The 16,421-nt window shown below is 70.8% G+C and carries 12 protein-coding genes and 1 pseudogene; 6 read left to right on the top strand and 7 right to left on the bottom strand.

What is annotated here, in order from left to right; all coding sequences use genetic code 11:
• Positions 1 to 81: 81 nt before the first annotated feature.
• Positions 82 to 1,359 carry a M6 family metalloprotease domain-containing protein gene (locus OG251_RS16350; protein WP_326677878.1) on the bottom strand — a complete coding sequence of 426 codons (1,278 nt, stop codon included), beginning with the start codon at positions 1,357 to 1,359 and terminating at the stop codon, positions 82 to 84.
• 263 nt (positions 1,360 to 1,622) lie between these two features.
• On the opposite strand from OG251_RS16350, the gene OG251_RS16345 reads away from it, so the two are divergent.
• On the top strand, positions 1,623 to 2,285 hold the full coding sequence (locus OG251_RS16345; protein ID WP_326677877.1) for a TetR/AcrR family transcriptional regulator: 663 nt from the start codon (positions 1,623 to 1,625) through the stop codon (positions 2,283 to 2,285).
• A 285-nt stretch (positions 2,286 to 2,570) separates the two neighbouring features.
• Complete coding sequence (locus tag OG251_RS16340) at positions 2,571 to 4,103, top strand: MFS transporter (protein WP_326677876.1); 1,533 nt, start codon at positions 2,571 to 2,573, stop codon at positions 4,101 to 4,103.
• A 42-nt stretch (positions 4,104 to 4,145) separates the two neighbouring features.
• Here OG251_RS16340 and OG251_RS16335 read toward each other — a convergent pair whose 3' ends face one another.
• Positions 4,146 to 4,658: a MarR family winged helix-turn-helix transcriptional regulator gene (locus OG251_RS16335; RefSeq protein ID WP_326677875.1), complete on the bottom strand. Its 513-nt coding sequence runs from the start codon at positions 4,656 to 4,658 to the stop codon at positions 4,146 to 4,148.
• Between the two features lie 177 nt (positions 4,659 to 4,835).
• On the opposite strand from OG251_RS16335, the gene OG251_RS16330 reads away from it, so the two are divergent.
• Entirely contained in the window at positions 4,836 to 5,618 is a 783-nt protein-coding gene (locus tag OG251_RS16330) for a dioxygenase family protein (protein WP_326677874.1), read from the top strand.
• Positions 5,619 to 5,832: 214 nt separating this feature from the next.
• Here the strand turns inward: OG251_RS16330 and OG251_RS16325 are convergent, their stop codons facing one another.
• Together OG251_RS16325 and OG251_RS16320 are read right to left on the bottom strand one after the other, a co-directional pair.
• Complete coding sequence (locus OG251_RS16325; protein ID WP_326677873.1) at positions 5,833 to 6,846, bottom strand: questin oxidase family protein; 1,014 nt, start codon at positions 6,844 to 6,846, stop codon at positions 5,833 to 5,835.
• 190 nt (positions 6,847 to 7,036) lie between these two features.
• Positions 7,037 to 7,231: pseudogene (locus tag OG251_RS16320) on the bottom strand (GNAT family N-acetyltransferase); the annotation flags it as partial.
• A gap of 156 nt (positions 7,232 to 7,387) precedes the next feature.
• On the opposite strand from OG251_RS16320, the gene OG251_RS16315 reads away from it, so the two are divergent.
• The gene (locus OG251_RS16315) at positions 7,388 to 8,383 is read left to right on the top strand and encodes a sigma-70 family RNA polymerase sigma factor (protein WP_326677872.1); all 996 of its coding nucleotides are present in this window, start codon (positions 7,388 to 7,390) and stop codon (positions 8,381 to 8,383) included.
• A gap of 191 nt (positions 8,384 to 8,574) precedes the next feature.
• Here OG251_RS16315 and OG251_RS16310 read toward each other — a convergent pair whose 3' ends face one another.
• Positions 8,575 to 9,675: a helix-turn-helix transcriptional regulator gene (locus OG251_RS16310; protein WP_326677871.1), complete on the bottom strand. Its 1,101-nt coding sequence runs from the start codon at positions 9,673 to 9,675 to the stop codon at positions 8,575 to 8,577.
• Positions 9,676 to 9,736: 61 nt separating this feature from the next.
• Here OG251_RS16310 and OG251_RS16305 point away from each other — a divergent pair, with 61 nt between their 5' ends.
• A complete protein-coding gene (locus OG251_RS16305; protein ID WP_442818339.1) occupies positions 9,737 to 11,377 on the top strand; it encodes an MFS transporter in 1,641 nt (546 codons plus the stop codon).
• Between the two features lie 225 nt (positions 11,378 to 11,602).
• Here the strand turns inward: OG251_RS16305 and OG251_RS16300 are convergent, their stop codons facing one another.
• Together OG251_RS16300 and OG251_RS16295 are read right to left on the bottom strand one after the other, a co-directional pair.
• Positions 11,603 to 12,349, bottom strand: a complete 747-nt coding sequence (locus OG251_RS16300) for a DUF6227 family protein (RefSeq protein ID WP_326677870.1) — start codon at positions 12,347 to 12,349, stop codon at positions 11,603 to 11,605.
• A 266-nt stretch (positions 12,350 to 12,615) separates the two neighbouring features.
• A complete protein-coding gene (locus OG251_RS16295) occupies positions 12,616 to 13,704 on the bottom strand; it encodes a P1 family peptidase (RefSeq protein ID WP_326677869.1) in 1,089 nt (362 codons plus the stop codon).
• 282 nt (positions 13,705 to 13,986) lie between these two features.
• Between OG251_RS16295 and pflB the strand changes: the two genes are divergently transcribed.
• Positions 13,987 to 16,245 carry a formate C-acetyltransferase gene (gene pflB, locus OG251_RS16290; protein ID WP_326677868.1) on the top strand — a complete coding sequence of 753 codons (2,259 nt, stop codon included), beginning with the start codon at positions 13,987 to 13,989 and terminating at the stop codon, positions 16,243 to 16,245.
• The last annotated feature ends 176 nt before the right edge of the window (positions 16,246 to 16,421 follow it).

Raw genomic sequence — 16,421 nt, 5'->3', positions numbered from 1 at the left:
GGGGGAAACAGAAGGCGCGGGGGAAACAGAAGGTGCGGAAGGAGGTCCGGAGGGTCCGGAAGGCGCACACGGCTCCCGAGGTCAGGGGCGGGTGACCCGTATCCGGTAGTTGCCCGCCGAGTCCTCGTCGAGCACGGATATGCGTATGCCGTTGGACCGGTCGGTGAACGTCTCACCGGGCCGGAACGGCGCGTCGGACAGCTCCGCGTGCACATTGGGCCGCCGGGTGCAGCCGCCGCTGTCCTTGGTGCTGTCCGCGACGGAGACCGGTCCCTGGCCGGTGTCCACGTCGGAGCTGACCTTGTAGATCAGGACGCCGGGCCGGCAGACCGCCTCGTCGTTGCCCGCGGGCGTCCGTACCTCCACCGCGTAGCCGGACTGGGCGCTCAGCGGCACGAAGGCGAGCTTGGGGCCGCCCGCGGTGGCCAGCGGGCCGAGGGTGTGGTCGCTGGTGCCAGGCCCGGACGCGCAGCTGATCTGGCTGTTGTCGAGCCAGCCGAGCTTCCACTTGTGCCAGCCCAGGAAGTCGTTGTTGGCCCCCCAGTCCTCGGACATGATGTCCCAGTGCCCGACGGAGCCGCCGCCCTCCATGGTGTAGAGGTCGGGCAGCCCGAAGACATGGCCGTTCTCGTGCGGCAGGACGCGGTAGCCCGTCTCGGCGTACGACCCGGAGCCGTCGTCCTGGCGGCTGTAGACGAACGAGGTGTTGGCGAGCGGGACCCCGTCCGCGTACGGGGCGTCGTCGTTGCCGGAGAACGTCACCGACAGCACGGTGTCCAGCGCCGAGGGGCCGGCGTTCGGGGTGACCAGCACGTTGACCAGGTCGTACGCGGAGAAGTCCACCTTCGCGTCGGCGGTCGCGACGAGGTCCTTGACGAGCTTGCGGTAGCCCGGTTCGTACGGTGAGCCGCGCTCTATGCCGTACTCCGAGAACGGCAGCGGCATCCTCAGCCAGGTCTTCACCGGGGCCTCGGGACGGTAGTCGAGCCGGCCGTAGGAGCTGGTCCGGAACCAGTCCGAGGTCTGCGGGAAGAACTCCGCGAACCGGTCCGCCGCCGGTTCGGTCCCCGGCGCGTCCGGGAAGTCGATCATCAGGGTGAGGGCCCTGACCCGGCCGGTGGAGCGGGCGTAACCGGGTGGGGTCGGCATGCCCTCCGACATCTGTACGCCCATGGTGGCCGGGATGCGGCAGGGGCCGTGGCCGGCCTCCTGCGCGGTGGACACCGGGCCCGCCGAGGCGCGGCTGGGGACGGGCAGGGTGGAGCTGGCCGTGGCCATGGCCGCGATGACCAGGGCGGTCGCTCCGGCGAGTGCGGCGGGGCGACGGTGTCTGCGTATCCGGTGGCGGGGCTGCTGCATTTCAGGCGCCTTCGGGTCCGCGGCAGCCGGCCGACCCCTGGCTGCGCTCTGGCGATCAGCCTCTGCCGGGCCGTGCGGCGCCGCTCGCTGGGTGCCGCCGATCGGAGGTATTTCCCGACCGAAGGGTGTGGCGTAGGTCACATGATGGCCGGAAATAACCGGGGAGCACCTCCCCGTTTGCATCTGTGTCCCCATGAAGCGGGGAAATGGTCCCCGGTTACGCCGAGGGGTCGTCCGGATACTCAGAGGGAAGGGCCGTAGTCGTGCAGACCGTCGACGAGACCACCGCATCGGCAGCCCCGCGCCGTACGCCCCGTCCACGGGCCGACGCGCTGCGCAACCGGGAACGGATCGTGACGGCCGCACGCGAGATGTTCGTCGAGTTCGGGCCGGATGTGCCGCTCGACGATGTCGCGCGCCGGGCCGGAGTCGGCAATGCCACGCTCTACCGGAACTTCCCCGACCGGGCGGCACTGACCCATGAGGTCGTCCTCGCGGTCACGTCCCGGACCACCGACCGGGCCGAGGAGGCCGTCGCGGCGGAATCCGACCCGTTCGCCGCGCTCAGCCGCTTCGTGCACGCTGCCGCGGACGAACGGATCGGCGCCCTGTGCCCGATGCTCTCCGGCGTCTTCGACAAGGACCACCCCGAACTGCTCGCCGAGCGCCGGCGCCTCGAAGAGGCCGTCGAAGGGCTCGTGCGGCGCGCCATGTCCGCGGGGCGGCTGCGTACCGACATCGCCGTCGGTGACGTACTCGTCGCCCTCTCCCAGCTCACCCGGCCACTGCCCGGCATCGCCTGCCCGGACATCGACCGGTTCACCCACCGCCATCTGCAACTGTTCCTGGACGGCCTGGAAGCCCCGGCCCGCTCGGAGCTGCCCGGATCGGCGGCGACCTTGGAGGACCTGCGGCGTCGCTCCTGACGCCGTGCCCATCTGACCCTTCCGGCCCGAGAGCCGTCGCCCGGCCCGATCGCGATCCCGGTCCCGATCCGGATTCCTGCGGCGTGCGGCCTCCGTGCCCCTTGACGACCTCATGACGTCACGTACCGCGTAGGCGCATGCCCGCGCACGCGTACGGGTGGCGCACGCCCGCGTGCCTGCCCGACCCCCGCTGACGATCCGACGACCTCGCTCCCACGCGACCTCACCCTCACGACCCACGCGACGTCTTCCCACGTCCTCGCACGTCCTTAGGTGGCTACTCCCATGTCAAAAACGGCCGACACCCTGCTTCCCGACCCAAGTCGCTGGAAGGCACTGGCCTTCATCGCGCTCGCCCAGCTGATGGTCGTCCTCGACGCGACCATCGTGAACATCGCGCTGCCCTCCGCCCAGACGGATCTCGGCATCTCCGAGGGGAACAAGCAGTGGGTCATCACCGCCTACGCGCTCGCCTTCGGCGGACTTCTGCTCTTCGGCGGGCGCATCGCCGACCTCTGGGGCCGTAAGCGCACCTTCGTCGTCGGCCTGATCGGCTTCGCGCTGGCCTCCGCGCTCGGCGGGGCGGCCCAGGGCGAGGCGATGATGTTCGGCTCCCGCGCCCTCCAGGGTGTCTTCGGCGCCCTCCTCGCACCGGCCGCGCTCTCGCTGCTCGCCGTGATGTTCACCGATGCCCGGGAGCGCGCCAAGGCCTTCGGCATCTACGGCGCGATCGCCGGTGGCGGTGGCGCGGTCGGCCTGATCCTGGGCGGCTTCCTCACCGAGTACCTGAACTGGCGCTGGACGTTCTTCGTCAACATCCCGTTCGCCGTGATCGCCGCGGCGGGCGCGTACTTCGTCATCCGTGAGCCGTCCGGCAGCCGCAACCGCTCGCCGCTCGACATCCCCGGTGTGGTCCTGTCCACGCTCGGCCTGGTCGCCCTGGTGTACGGCTTCACCCGCGCCGAGTCGGCCGGCTGGTCCGACACCCTGACCGTCTCCATGTTCGTCGCGGCCGTGGCGCTGCTGCTGGCCTTCGTCGTGACCGAGGCGCGGGTGAAGTCGCCGCTGCTGCCGCTGCGCGTCCTGACCGAACGCAACCGGGGCGGGGTCTACCTCTCGCTGGGTCTCGCCGTCATCGCGATGTTCGGCCTCTTCCTGTTCCTGACCTACTACCTCCAGGTCGTGAAGGGGTACTCGCCGGTCAAGACCGGCTTCGCGTTCCTCCCGATGATCGCGGGCATGATCACCGGATCGACCCAGATCGGCACCCGGCTGATGACCCGTGTGCCCCCGCGTCTGCTGATGGGGCCGGGCTTCCTGGTCGCCGCGGTCGGCATGCTCTTCCTGACCCAGCTGGACATCGACACCAGCTACGCGAGCGTCATCCTGCCCGGCCAGCTGCTGCTCGGCCTCGGCATGGGTACGGCCTTCATGCCCGCCATGTCCCTGGCCACGCACGGCATCGAGCCGCGTGACGCCGGTGTGGCCTCCGCGATGGTCAACACCTCGCAGCAGGTCGGCGGAGCCATCGGCACCGCGCTGCTGAACACGATCGCGGCCGGTGCCACCACGGCGTACGTCGCCGATCACGCCGCCCGCGCCACCGACCCGAAGCTCCTGGAGCTCCAGGCCATGGTCAGCGGTTTCGCCAGCGCGATCTGGTGGGCGGTCGGCATCCTCGTTGTCGCCTCCGCCATCGCGACGGTGATGATCAACACCGGTCGTCCCGGAATGGGCTCGTCCGGTGCGACCGGCCCGGACGGCGGTGCCGAGGCCGGTGCCGAGGAGGAGTTCAGGATCCCGGTCGTCGCGCACTGACGGACGAGGGTCCCCGAAGGACGTGATCTGCCCTGGTGCCGCTCAGCGGAGCCAGGGCAGATCCGCGTCCGTACCCTCCGGCTCCAGACCGGTGGCGAGCACCCGCATGATGTCCCCGAGGCTGTCCACCTGCTCGGGCGTGAGCCGTTCGAACATCGCCTGCCGTACGGCGGTGACATGGCCCGGTGCCGAGCGGCGGAGCATCTCGTGGCCCTCGTCGGTGAGCACCGCGTTCTGGCCGCGCTTGTCGGACGGGCATTCCTCGCGCCGCACCCAGCCGCTCCTCTCCAGCCGGGCGACGGCGTGCGAGAGGCGGGACCTGGTGATCTTGGCGTTCTTGGCCAGCTCGGTCATCCGCATCCGGCGCCGGGGCGCCTGGGAGAGCTGGACGAGCAGTCCGTAGTAGATGTGCGGCATGCCGGCATCGCGCTGCAACTGGCGGTCGAGGTGGTCCTCCAGGAGCGTGGTGGCATGCAGATAGGCGCGCCAGACGCTCTGCTCTTCGTCGGTGAGCCAGCGCGGCTCGCCGGTGGATGCCGTGGTCATGTACTCCACTGTACGACCTTTTCTTGAAAGTTGAACTAGATAGAGCTAAGGTCTCCAGACGTAGGAGCTTGAAGTTTCAAGAAGCTTCGCCCGGGTTATGCAGGAATCCTGAAGAAGGAACCCTTGAGTATGGCCTCGCCCCGCCCGGCGGGGGGCGGTCTTGAGCAGCAGTGGATGGGGAATGCCATGACGGACACCGCGGAGCGCATGCCCGCCCTCTACCTTTCGCACGGCGCCCCGCCGCTCGCCGACGACCCCCTCTGGCCCGGCGAGCTGGCCGCCTGGTCCGCCGGGCTGCCCCGCCCCCGCGCGATCCTGATGGTGTCCGCGCACTGGGAGGAGGCCCCGCTGGCGCTGGGCGCCACCGACACCGTGCCGCTCGTCCATGACTTCTGGGGTTTCCCCGAGCACTACTACCGGGTGCGGTACGCCGCCCCCGGCGCCCCGCACCTGGCGGAGAGCGTGCGCAAACTGCTGCGGGGCGCCGGTACGCCGGTGCAGGACATCCCGGACCGCGGGCTCGACCACGGGGCGTACGTGCCGCTGGTGGAGATGTTCCCGGACGCCGGCATCCCCGTGCTCCAGATCTCCATGCCGACGCTGGACCCGCAGAAGCTGATGGACATCGGGCGCAAGCTGGCCCCGCTGCGCGACGAGGGCGTACTGATCGTCGGCAGCGGCTTCTTCACCCACAACCTGGCGGCCCTGCGGCACCAGGGCGGCGGCGTGCCGGGCTGGTCGGCCGAGTTCGACGACTGGGGCGACCGGGCACTGCGCGAGCAGGACGTCGACGCCCTGCTCGACTTCGAGAACAAGTCCCCCGCGGGCAGACTGGCCCACCCGCGCACCGAGCACTTCGCGCCCCTGTTCGTGACGCTCGGTGCCTCGGAGGGCGAGCTGGAACAGGGGCGCAGCGTGATCGACGGGTTCTGGATGGGGCTGGCCAAACGCTCGGTGCAGTTCGGCTGAGCCGGGCGGGCGGGCCTGGCGGTCCCGGCGGGTTCGGTTGCGGTCCGGCCGACCGGCCTGGCGGGTTCGGTTGCGGGCGGGCCGAACGGTCCCGGCGGGTTCGGATGCGGTTGGGCCGGGAGGTCCGGGCGGGTTTGGTCGCGGTTGGGCCGGGCGGCCCGGCGGGTTCGGTTCCTGGCCGGTGCTGCTTGCCCCGCCCCGGCCCGCACCGGTCCTACAGGGCGGGCGGGTTCAGTTCGATCGAGCGGAGGGCGGCCGCGAGCGCCGTCTCGTCGCCGATGTCCAGGGCGGTGTCGGTGAACTTGATGGTGTGGTCGTTCCCGTGCGCCGCCGCCCGCTCGAACAGCTCCTCGGCCGTGGTGGCCGCCGGTGTGAAGGGGGCGGGCGTGGCGGGCGTGTACGCGGCGGTGACCGCGGCGCTCGCGGCCCAGGCGCCCGCCAGGCTCGGTGCCCACAGCTCGCGGGGGAGCGCGGGCAGGGTGCGCAGGACGGCGTTGGGGGCGGTCGCCGCGTGCACCAGCATGATCGGCTCGCCGTGCCCGTGCGTGGCGTAGCGGTGGGTCGAGGCCCGGACCAGTTCTTCGAGCGCGGCGCGGGCGGCGTCCGGGCCGGCCGGGGGCCGCTCCGGCCAGCGCGGGAACGCGGTGAGCTGCCCCAGCCGGACCAGGATGCCGCCGCTCTGCTCCGCCACCGCGGGCACCGCCTCCAGCGCCGCGGCGGCGCTCGGTGCGGGAGCGAGATGGGCCAGGCCGGGCAGCGGCTGATGCCGGGCGGCCCAGTAGCCGAGCCCGTGGGCGAGCTCCCGGACGCGGGGTGCGGTGGCCTCCCCCTCCAGCAGGGTGCGTACGGAGTGGCCGACCCGGATCGCGGGGTGGGTGGCGCCCGCCGCGATGCCGGGCAGCAGCCGCGGCCACCACTCGGCGAGTACGTCGCGCCAGGGGCGTTCGGCCGTCTCCCGCTCGAAGTACGCCGTCCAGTCGGCGATGCGGCGCGGGTCGCCGAGCGCCTCCCGCCAGTTCTCCGCCGTCACCGGGGTGAAGGTGTCCGGCATGTCCTCCAGCTTCGCTCCGTAGTGGTCGAGCCAGCGGTGCACGGTCGGCGCCTGGCCGTGCCGTACCAGCGCCTCCACGGCCATCGGGGCGTGATTGCTGAGCCAGCCGTCACGTTCGGGGCCCGAGAGATGGAGGCGCTCCAGGGCTTCGTCGAGGGTGCCTGTGGTGTCGTCCATGCGGCTTCACGCTAGGGGCGCGCGGGGCCCGGCGGATCGGGCTGCGGTCCCGGTCCCGGACGACCGGGTACTAGGTCGTGCGCGGGAAGGGGCCCGGCCCGGGGACTAGGTCCTCGGGCGCCGGGAACGCGGTCATCGTGCGCCCCGCCCGCGCGCCGTCAGTGAACGCGCCGTCACCGACAATGTGGACATCCTGAGCAACCAGTGGACGGTGCGGGCCGTCTTCAGGGGTGGGAGCGCGGCCAGGGGCGGGGCGGCGCCGCTCCGGGGTGGAGGCAACCGTGTCGCATGTGAGCGCGGTCTCACGTACGTAATGGTGGTAGATGTCCGTGAGTGCCTTCGGATCGGCCTCCACACCGGGCCTGACCTGCACTTCCGTGGCCATGGAGGTATCCGTCCTCCTGTCGGCGGCCGACAGGGTACTGCATGATCGCGAAAATGAATGCGTGCCATGGGAATTCTGTCCGGATTCCAGTCGTTGTTTCCATCGGATGCAGGGCACCCGAAAGGGTGTCGCGACCTACTCAGCAAGGGAGCACGCATGGCAACCCGTGCCGTCGCCCGTCGTTCGTCCACCACCGGTGGGACCGACCGGGCAAGCAGTGTTCGCGCCACAGGCGAGATCGCCGATCGCGACCTGGTCGGCATGTACCTGGACGAGATCGCGCGCACACCACTGCTCGACGCCGCAAAGGAAGTCGACCTCTCGCAGACCATCGAGGCGGGCGTCTACGCCCAGCAGATCCTCGACGGCGAGGTGGAGAGCGAAGCCGGTGGAGCGAAGCGCGAGGAGCTGGAGGCGCTGGTCGCCGAGGGCGAGCGCGCCAAGGACATATTCATCCGTTCCAACCTCCGCCTCGTCGTTGCCGTGGCCCGCCGCTACCCGCGGGCGGGGCTTCCCCTGCTCGACCTGATCCAGGAGGGCAACGCGGGCCTGGTGCGCGCGGTCGAGAAGTTCGACTACGCCAAGGGCTTCAAGTTCTCCACGTATGCGACGTGGTGGATCCGTCAGGCCATCACGCGCTCCATAGCCGACCAGTCCCGCACCATCCGGCTCCCCGTCCACCTGGTGGAGGAGCTCGGCCGGATCCGCCGTGTGCAGCGCGAGTTCAACCGTGAGCACGGGCGCGACCCGGAGCACTCGGAGATAGCCGCCGAGCTGGACTCCAACACCCAGCGGGTGAGCAATGTCCTGGACTGGGCCCGTGACCCGGTCAGCCTGAACATGTCCGTGGACGACGACGGCGACACGCAGTTCGGTGATCTGCTGGAGGACACCTCCGCGATCTCGCCCGAGCAGTCCGTGATGACCTTGCTGCGCAGCGAGGAGCTGGAGGACATGATCGGCAAGCTGGACAACAGGACGGCGTCGATCATCCGTATGCGCTACGGCATCGAAGACGGACGCGAGCGGACCCTGACCGAGGTGGGCAAGGAACACGGCCTCACACGGGAGCGGATCCGGCAGATCGAGAAGCACGCATTGCTCGAATTGAAGCGAATGGCTCACGACACGGGCTTTGACGCTGCGGCGTGAGCCAATAACCCGTAACCTCCCAATCAAGCCGGTTCGCACCGGCCCGATGACCGGCTCACGCCGGTCGCCCGACCGGTTCCTACCGGTCCCATGAGCTGAGTCCCGGCGCCCACCCCCCCCCGGCGCCGGGGCTCATCCATGTGTGGGGCTCGCTCACGTGCCGGGTGGGGCCACCGGCCGCATGGGGCGGGTCAGGCGGTCGCGGGACTCGGGCCCGGCGCCGCGGCGCGGGTCAGCCGGGCGCCCAGAGCGTCGACGTACTCCACCAGCTGCGGCGGCCCGTGCACCCAGAACTCGCAGTCCACCAGGGCGAGCCGCAGCGCCAGCCACTCCAGTGAGTCCGTGGAGACGGCGTGCAGCCGGCAGCCGAGCGCCCCGGTCGGCTCCGGTGTCCCGAGCCTCGAAGGCAGCCGCGCCGCCACGAACTCCGCGGGCGCCTCGAAGCTCACCTCGAAGCGCAGCTCCGGCTGCATCCGGGCCATCGAGCGGGCGAGGAACTTCGCGGCGTCGCCGCCCCCGTGGCTCTCCCCGCCTCTGCGGCTCTCCCCGGCCCCCGTGCTGTCCGTGCCGCTCGCGCCGGCCTTGTTGCCCGTGCCGCTCGTGTCGCCCGTGCCGTTCTCGCCGTCCCCGTCGGGCAGCGGCCGTGCGGTGAAGCGGGCACCCGTCGCGAACGGCTCACTGACCCGGTCGACCCGGAACGTACGCCAGTCCTCGCGCAGCAGGTCGTACGCGACCAGATACCAGCGCTGCCCGGTGCTCACCAACCGGTACGGCTCCACCTGCCGCTTCGTCTCGGTGCCGTCCCCCGTCCGGTAGGTGAACCGCAGCCGCTCCAGCCCCGTGGCCGCGGAGGCGAGCGTCGTCAGGGTCTGCGGATCGATGCGGGAGCCGTCGCCCCGGGTCAGCGGGACCGTGGCGTGCTGAAGGGACGAGACCCGGTGCCGCAACCGCGAGGGCAGCACCTGTTCCAGCTTCGCCAGAGCGCGTACGGACGCCTCCTCGACGCCCTCGATGGCATGCCCGGCGCCGGCCCGCAGCCCCACCGCGATGGCCACCGCCTCCTCGTCGTCCAGCAGCAGCGGCGGCATGGCGGCGCCCGCGACCAGGCGGTAGCCGCCGATCGAGCCGCGCGTGGCCTCGACCGGATAGCCGAGGTCACGCAGCCGGTCGATGTCACGGCGGATCGTGCGCGCGCTGACGTCGAGCCGCTGGGCCAGTTCGCTGCCCGGCCACTCACGCGGCGTCTGGAGGAGCGACAGCAGATTCAGCAGTCGTGCCGGGGTATCGGTCATGAGCCCAGGATGCCCGTCCATCAGGTCATGAACTGGCCTAATGGATGGTTAGCTTCTCGCCATGCCTTCTTCCGAATCACTGTCGTCCACGGCGACCGTACCCACGGAGCCGACGGGGCCGACGGCCCCGGTGGCCCCCGCCGACCGGCGCCGCTGGTTCGCGCTCGCCATCGTGATGACCGCGGCCTTCATGGACCTGGTCGACGTCACGATCGTCAACATCGCCATTCCGAGCATCAAGCAGGACACCGGCGCCTCCTTCACCTCGATCCAGTGGATCACCGCCGGATACGCCCTGGCGTTCGCCGCCGGGCTGATCACGGGCGGCCGGCTCGGCGACATCTACGGCCGAAAGCGGCTCTTCCTCATCGGCATAGCCGGATTCACGCTCGCCTCCGCCCTGTGCGGCTTCGCCGTGAACCCGGAGATGCTGGTCGCCTCCCGCATCCTTCAGGGCGGCATGGCGGCGCTGATGGTGCCGCAGGTGCTGTCGATCGTGCACGCCACCTTCCCGGCACACGAGCGCGGCAAGGTCTTCGGCCTCTTCGGCGCGATCGTCGGGCTGGGCGCGGTCTCCGGGCCGCTGCTGGGCGCGCTGCTCACCGAGTGGAACCTCTTCGGTCTCGAATGGCGGCCGATCTTCCTGATCAACCTGCCCGTCGGCATCGCGGGGCTGATCCTGGGGCGGAAGTTCATCAGCGAGTCCAAGGCGCCGAGGGCGCTCCGCCTCGACCTGGTGGGCGTCGTCCTGGTCACGCTGGGCCTGCTGATGCTGCTCTACCCGCTCACGCGGGGGCGCGAGCTGGGCTGGCCGGTGTGGGGTCACGTGTCGATGGCCTGCAGCCTGTTGGTGTTCCTGGCGCTGATCGCGTACGAGCGGCAGAAGGCCCGTACGGACGGTTCACCGCTCATCGAGCTGTCGCTGTTCCGGGTCAAGAGCTTCGCCGCGGGTGTGGCCGTGCAGCTGACCTTCGGCATCGGCCTCGGCATCTTCTTCCTCGTCTGGACGCTCTACATGCAGATGGGTCTGGGCTGGAGCGAACTGCGGGCCGGTACGACGGGCATCCCCTTCTCCATCGCCGTCTCGGTGGCCGCCGGGATCTCCGTACAGAAGCTCGTGCCCCTCTTCGGCCGCAAGGTCCTCCAGGCGGGCGCGCTGCTGATGATCGCCGGGCTGCTGCTCTACATCTGGGAGGCCGATCGGTACGGCATGGGCATCACGTCCTGGCAGATGGCCCTGCCGCTGGTGGTCATGGGCGTGGGGATGGGGCTGATCGTGGCTCCGCTGACGGACGCGGTGCTCTCCGAGGTGCCCAAGGAACACGCGGGGTCGGCGTCCGGGCTGATCAACACCGTTCAGCAGATGGGTACGGCGCTGGGCCTGGGGCTGGTGTCGGTCGTCTTCTTCGGGGCGATCAGCGACAGCCTGGCCCCGGAGGCGATGGGTCCGGCGTTCGTGGACGCGTTCCAGCAGTCGCTGTGGTGGGTGGCCGGAGTGCTTGCGGTGATCTTCCTGGTGATGTTCGCGCTGCCGGCCAGGCCGCGGGTCCATGTGGAGGGTGCGGGAGACGACGTGGCGGACGGCTCGGGGGACGACGGGACGGGCGCGGACGGTGCCGGGAGCGGTGCTGATCACGGCACTGCGGACGGTGCCGGTTCCGGTGCCGGTGAGGCCACGAAGGAACCGGCACTGACGGGCTGAGCCGCCGGGACGCCTGACGCCTGAAGGCCGAGACGCCGGGACGTGCGGACGCCGGGACGTCTGGAGGCCGAGCCGCGGGACGCCGGGACGTGGAGACGTCGAGATGCCGGGGCCGCCGTGGCCGGTCCCGTCGGCCGGCCCCGTCGGCCGGCCCCGTCGGCCGGTCCCGATGGACGGGATGCCCGCGTGACCCGAGCGATCGGGGAGCGCGGGCATCCGTGTGCGTCAGCAGATCCGGGCGCGGTGCTCCATGGCCGAACGGGCGGCGTGCTCGGCGCCGTACACCTCGCACATGTGGCGGCCGTCCGGGGTCGCCGTGTGCTCGACCTCCCACAGGCTCGTCTCGCTGCCGTCCAGGAGCAGGAACGCGTGCTCGTAGAGCGTGAATCCCGCGTCCTGCCCGTCGACACGACACTGGCGCCCGAAGATCTGGGTGATGTGGTGGGCGAAGGCGGCCCGCAGCAGCCGGGCGGTCTCCTCGCCCGGCCGGTCGCTGTTCTCCGCGCGCCGCAGCACGCGGCGGGCGTGGTCCGCCGAGTTGTCCGGGGCGTACGTCCGGGGCACCTGGGCCGGGGGAGCGGCCATCAGGACGGTGAGGATCTCCAGGTCCGGCTGCGGGCCGTCGTCGCCGAAGACCGGGCCGTCCGAGAAGCTCCCGGCCAGCCGGGTGGCGGCGATGTGGGCGTCTGCCTCTTCGTCGTACAGCTCATGGCGCCGCGGGACCGCTATGTCGCGGCCGCCGCTGTGGATCAGCTCCCACAGGCTCAGAGCGGAGCCGTCGGAGAGGAGGTAGGTGTGCCGGTAGGTCTCACGGTGCAGTACGGCGCTGTGGTGCGAGGAATGCAGTGAACTGCTGTGTGCCAGAGCCGTACCGAGCCGGTCGACCGTGCTGTCGGGCAGGTCGAAAGAGTTGAGGGCCCGTCGCAGGAGTCGGTCGAGGTGCTGCTCGGTTGTCTCGTACGGATCGCTCAAGGTGCTGTCTCCAGGCCGTCGCCGCGTGTTACTTGATGCGTGCATAACGTAGTCCCTGGGTCTGACATCGTGACCGGGGTTCGTAAAAACGTTGGGCGCACGCGAAAAGTTCCCTGACTATTTCGGGAGGTTCGGGTGAACTTCCTTGCGGGGGTGGTGAGTCGGGGGCGCGCGACGGGGCGCGTCCCGTCGCGCGGTTTGTACCGCTTACTCCGGTTAAGTCGACTGTGTGCGCTTGTGTGCACTGTCGCGGGTGGCCGCTCCCGTCAGCCGCCGTAGAGATCCGTGTACGAGAGGAAGGCGCCCCCGGGGCCTTCGACGCCCTCGGCCGCGCGCACCGCCTTCGCGATGGCGCGGGCCAGTACGTCGGCGCCCGCCGCCAGGATCTCGTTCAGTGCGACCGGGTTCTCCGGCGGCAGCGGTACCCGCCCCGTGGACAGGGCGAAGACCGTGTCCCCGTCGGTCAGCAGATGTACGGGGCGCACGGCGCGGGCCAGCCCGTCGTGCGCGGTGCCCGCCAGCTTCTGCGCCTGGGCCCGTACGAGGGCCGCGTCGGTGGCGACGACGGCGATCGTGGTGTTGAAGGGCGGGGCGCCGCCCCCGGTCGCCTCCAGTGCCTCCTGCGCCCGCGCGAGCCGTAGCTGCGCCGCGGCGTGCGTCTCGGGCGACGGGTGCGCGGGCGGCTCCCCCGCGCCGTACTCCGCGTAGAGCACCCCGGTCCGCGGGTCCAGCACCGAGCCCGCGGCGTTCAACGCGACGAGCGCGGCGACGGTGACCCCGGAGGCGAGCCGCACGCTCGCCGTGCCGATGCCACCCTTGAGTTGCCCGGCCACCGCGCCGGTACCCGCGCCGACCCCGCCCTCGGCGACCGGGGCGCCGGACGGCGAGGCGGCCGCGGCCGTCACCGCGGCGCGGCCGGTCGACGCGTCGGGGCGGGCCCGCCAGTCGCCGCCCCGGCCCAGGTCGAAGAGGCAGGCGGCCGGCACCACCGGCACGACCTGGTCCGGGCGGGGGCCGACCTTGACGCCGCGGCCCTGTTCCTCCAGCCAGGCCATCACGCCCGACGCTGCGTCCAGGCCGTACGCGCTGCCGCCCGTGAGGACGACCGCGTCGACGCGCTGCACCAGGTTGCGCGGGTCCAGCGCGTCCGTCTCCCGCGTGCCCGGCCCGCCGCCGCGTACGTCGACGGCCGCCACGGCGCCGCCCTCGGGGGCCAGGACGACGGTGGTTCCGCTCAGCGCGCCGTCACCGGTCACCCGGGCGTGGCCGACGCGGATTCCGGCCACATCGGTCAGCGCGTCCAGCGGCTCCGGCGTCCCCGGTGGCTCGGGAGGGTGCGGGTCCTCGTGGGTCATCGTCTGCTCCTCGGGGCGGGGGGAGGGTTTATGGGAATGAACGTACAGGCGGGGTGCGCGGTAAGAGTCTCGAAATTCTTGTGAAAGTTTTCACAAGTGAACTATGGTCCAAAGTCCCGGACAAAAGCGCAGATCAGATGGTGTTTGCGTGCGGTCGTTCGGTCTCGAAGGGGACCTTCGGCCCTTCCTCGGGGACCAATGCTGTCGCTCGGAAGGCGAAATCGGGAGTGGAATGGACACAGGAAAAAAGAGGCGCACGGACGGAATCGGAAGGTGCGGGCCATGACGGCAGCTGCTGCGGAGACGACGACGGACAGCGGAGCCTGGGACGGCTTCAGGGGCGGGCTGTGGCGCGACGCGATCGACGTCCGCGACTTCGTCCAGCAGAACTACACCCCGTACGACGGCGACGGTTCCTTCCTCGCCGGTCCCACCCCCCGGACGACGGCCGTCTGGGAGAAGCTCCTCGCGATGTTCCCGGACGAGATGGCCAGGGGCGTCCATGACGTGGATGTGAGGACCCCGTCCCGGATCGACGCGTTCAGGCCCGGCTACATCGACGCCGAGCGCGACCTGATCGTCGGACTCCAGACCGATGCCCCGCTCAAGCGCGCCATCATGCCCAACGGCGGCTGGCGGATGGTCGAAGGCGCCCTCGACGCGTACGGCTACGAGGCCGACCCCGAGGTCAGGGAGATCTACACGCATCTCCGCAAGACCCACAACGAGGGCGTGTTCGACGCCTACACCCCCGAGATCCGCGCCTGCCGTTCCTCCGGCATCATCACCGGGCTGCCCGACGCCTACGGCCGGGGCCGCATCATCGGCGACTACCGCCGCGTCGCCCTCTACGGCGTCGACCGCCTGATCGCCGCCAAGGAGGCCGACAAGGCCGCGCTCGGCGAGGAATGGGCGACCGAACACGTCATCCGGGACCGCGAGGAGACCTCCGAGCAGATCAAGGCGCTGAACGAGCTGAAGGCCATGGCGATGTCGTACGGCCACGACATCTCCGGCCCCGCCCGCACCGGTCGTGAGGCCGTGCAGTGGCTGTACTTCGGCTACCTCGCCGCCGTGAAGGAGCAGAACGGCGCGGCCATGTCGATCGGCCGCATCGACAACTTCCTCGACATCTACCTCCAGCGCGACATCGGGCGCGGGCTGCTCACGGAGGAGCAGGCGCAGGAGTTCATCGACGACTTCGTCATCAAGCTCCGCATCGTCCGCTTCCTGCGCACCCCGGAGTACAACGACCTGTACTCCGGCGACCCGACCTGGGTCACCTGGTCGATGGCCGGTGTCGGCGAGGACGGTCGCCCGCTTGTCTCCCGCACCACGTTCCGCGCCCTGCAGACCCTCTACAACCTGGGCCCGGCCCCCGAGCCGAACCTCACGGTCTTCTGGTCGCAGCGGCTGCCCGCCGGGTTCAAGGAGTTCGCCTCGCGGGTCGCCATCGACACCTCGGCGATCCAGTTCGAGTCGGACGAGCTGATGCGCCCGAAGTACGGCGACGACACGGCCATCGCCTGCTGCGTCTCCGCCATGGCGGTCGGCAAGCAGATGCAGTTCTTCGGCGCCCGCGTGAACGTCGCCAAGGCGCTGCTGTACGCGATCAACGGAGGCCGGGACGAGCGCTCGGGGAAGCTCGTGGTGGACGGCTTCGAGCCGATCACCGACGAGTACCTCGACTACGAGACCCTCGCCGAGCGGTACGACGCGATGCTGGACTGGCTGGCCAGGACGTATGTGCACGCGCTGAACGTCATCCACTACATGCACGACAAGTACGCCTACGAGCGGCTGGAGATGGCCCTTCACGACCGCGAGATCCTGCGCACCATGGCCTGTGGAATCGCCGGTCTCTCGGTCGCCGCCGACTCGCTCTCCGCGGTCAAGTACGCCCGGGTGAAGGTGATCCGGGACGAGACGGGTCTGGCCACCGACTACGAGATCCAGGGCGGCTACCCCGCGTACGGCAACAACGACGAGCGCGTCGACGCCATCGCCCGCGGGCTCGTCCACGACTTCATGGAGAAGATCCGCAAGCACCCCACCTACCGGGACGCGGTGCACACCCAGTCGGTGCTGACGATCACCTCCAACGTCGTCTACGGCAAGAAGACCGGCAACACTCCGGACGGCCGCCGCTCCGGCGAACCGTTCGCCCCCGGCGCCAACCCGATGAACGGGCGCGACGAGCACGGCTACATCGCCTCCGCCCTGTCGGTCGCCAAGCTGCCGTACGACGACGCCGAGGACGGCATCTCGCTGACGAACACCATCACGCCGGACGCGCTCGGCCGGACCCCCGAGGAGCGGATCGCCAACCTCGCCGGTGTACTGGACGGCTTCATGGCCGCCGACGGCTTCCACATGAACGTCAACGTGCTCAACAAGGCGACCCTGGAGGACGCCATGGAGCACCCGGAGAACTACCCCCAGCTGACCATCAGGGTCTCCGGATACGCGGTCAACTTCGTGCGGCTGACCCGCGAGCAGCAGCTCGACGTCATCAACCGCACCTTCCACGGCTCGCTCTGACCCCGGCCCCGGGGCCGGGCCCGGTCCCGGGCCCCCGGCTTCGGGACACCGGCTCCGACCGAGCCCCCTGAACCGCGCGACGCCGGACGCCCCTCCCCCGTAGGGCCCCGGCGTCGCGCGCCTCCACCCAGCCCCACGCGCCCCCGACGTACGCACCTCCCGCACCTCGCACCCCC

Source organism: Streptomyces sp. NBC_01237, assembly GCF_035917275.1.
GTDB lineage: Bacteria > Actinomycetota > Actinomycetes > Streptomycetales > Streptomycetaceae > Streptomyces.
The sequence above is the reverse complement of the archived record's forward strand: the minus strand, read 5'-3'. Positions and strand labels throughout refer to the sequence as shown.

Coding starts and splice junctions, on each gene's coding strand:
- OG251_RS16310 (WP_326677871.1), bottom strand. CDS start 9,675: ATGACCGATACCCCGGCACGACTGCTGAATCTGCTGTCGCTCCTCCAG.
- OG251_RS16330 (WP_326677874.1), top strand. CDS start 4,836: ATGACGGACACCGCGGAGCGCATGCCCGCCCTCTACCTTTCGCACGGC.
- OG251_RS16315 (WP_326677872.1), top strand. CDS start 7,388: ATGGCAACCCGTGCCGTCGCCCGTCGTTCGTCCACCACCGGTGGGACC.
- OG251_RS16350 (WP_326677878.1), bottom strand. CDS start 1,359: ATGCAGCAGCCCCGCCACCGGATACGCAGACACCGTCGCCCCGCCGCA.
- pflB (WP_326677868.1), top strand. CDS start 13,987: ATGACGGCAGCTGCTGCGGAGACGACGACGGACAGCGGAGCCTGGGAC.
- OG251_RS16305 (WP_442818339.1), top strand. CDS start 9,737: ATGCCTTCTTCCGAATCACTGTCGTCCACGGCGACCGTACCCACGGAG.
- OG251_RS16340 (WP_326677876.1), top strand. CDS start 2,571: ATGTCAAAAACGGCCGACACCCTGCTTCCCGACCCAAGTCGCTGGAAG.
- OG251_RS16325 (WP_326677873.1), bottom strand. CDS start 6,846: ATGGACGACACCACAGGCACCCTCGACGAAGCCCTGGAGCGCCTCCAT.
- OG251_RS16295 (WP_326677869.1), bottom strand. CDS start 13,704: ATGACCCACGAGGACCCGCACCCTCCCGAGCCACCGGGGACGCCGGAG.